The sequence below is a fragment of the Ruegeria sp. CE12 genome, assembly GCF_056537525.1.
The window spans coordinates 1-711 of the sequence record NZ_JBQFRS010000070.1; the positions used below are offsets into that span (position 1 = coordinate 1).

The 711-nt window shown below is 56.3% G+C and carries 2 protein-coding genes; both read left to right on the forward strand.

What is annotated here, in order from left to right; translation table 11 throughout:
• On the forward strand, nucleotides 1–350 hold a 350-nt coding region (locus tag ACR0IO_RS23195; RefSeq protein WP_480745222.1), incomplete at its 5' end, for a carbon-phosphorus lyase complex subunit PhnI.
• On the forward strand, nucleotides 347–711 hold a 365-nt coding region (locus tag ACR0IO_RS23200; protein WP_480745224.1), incomplete at its 3' end, for an alpha-D-ribose 1-methylphosphonate 5-phosphate C-P-lyase PhnJ. The genes ACR0IO_RS23195 and ACR0IO_RS23200, both read left to right, overlap by 4 nt.

Here is a 711-nt window from a genome sequence, read left to right on the forward strand (position 1 = left end):
CGGTCAGCGAATGTGAAAACGTGAACCAATTCACAGGCAGCAAGACCGAGCCGCCGCAATTCACCCGCGGTTATGGTTTGGTCTTTGGGCAATCCGAACGCAAAGCGATTTCCATGGCCCTCGTGGATCGCGCCTTGCGATGGGAGGAATTGGGTGAGGATGATGTGGGCGCGCCCGCGCAAGACGCAGAGTTTGTCCTGTCCCATTCTGATAATGTGCAAGCAACTGGGTTTCTCGAACATATCAAATTGCCCCATTATGTGGATTTCCAATCTGAATTGGAGCTGATCCGCCGCCTGCGCGCCGAGGCGATGATGGCATCTACAGGCCCACGGGAGGCTGCAGAATGAGCTATAATTTTGCCTATCTCGATGAACAGACCAAGCGGATGATCCGCCGCGCTATTCTGAAGGGGGTGGCCATTCCAGGCTATCAGGTGCCCTTCGCAAGTCGCGAAATGCCAATGCCCTATGGGTGGGGCACGGGCGGCGTGCAGGTTTCTGCCGCCTGCTTGACCCCCGATGATGTGTTCAAAGTCATCGACCAAGGTGCGGATGACACGACCAATGCCGTTTCAATCCGCCGCTTTTTCGAGAAAACCGCAGGCGTGGCCGTGACCGAGAAAACCACGGAGGCCACTGTCATCCAAACGCGCCACCGCATCCCTGAAACGCCGCTCAGTGTGGATCAGATTTTGGTCTATCAAGTGCC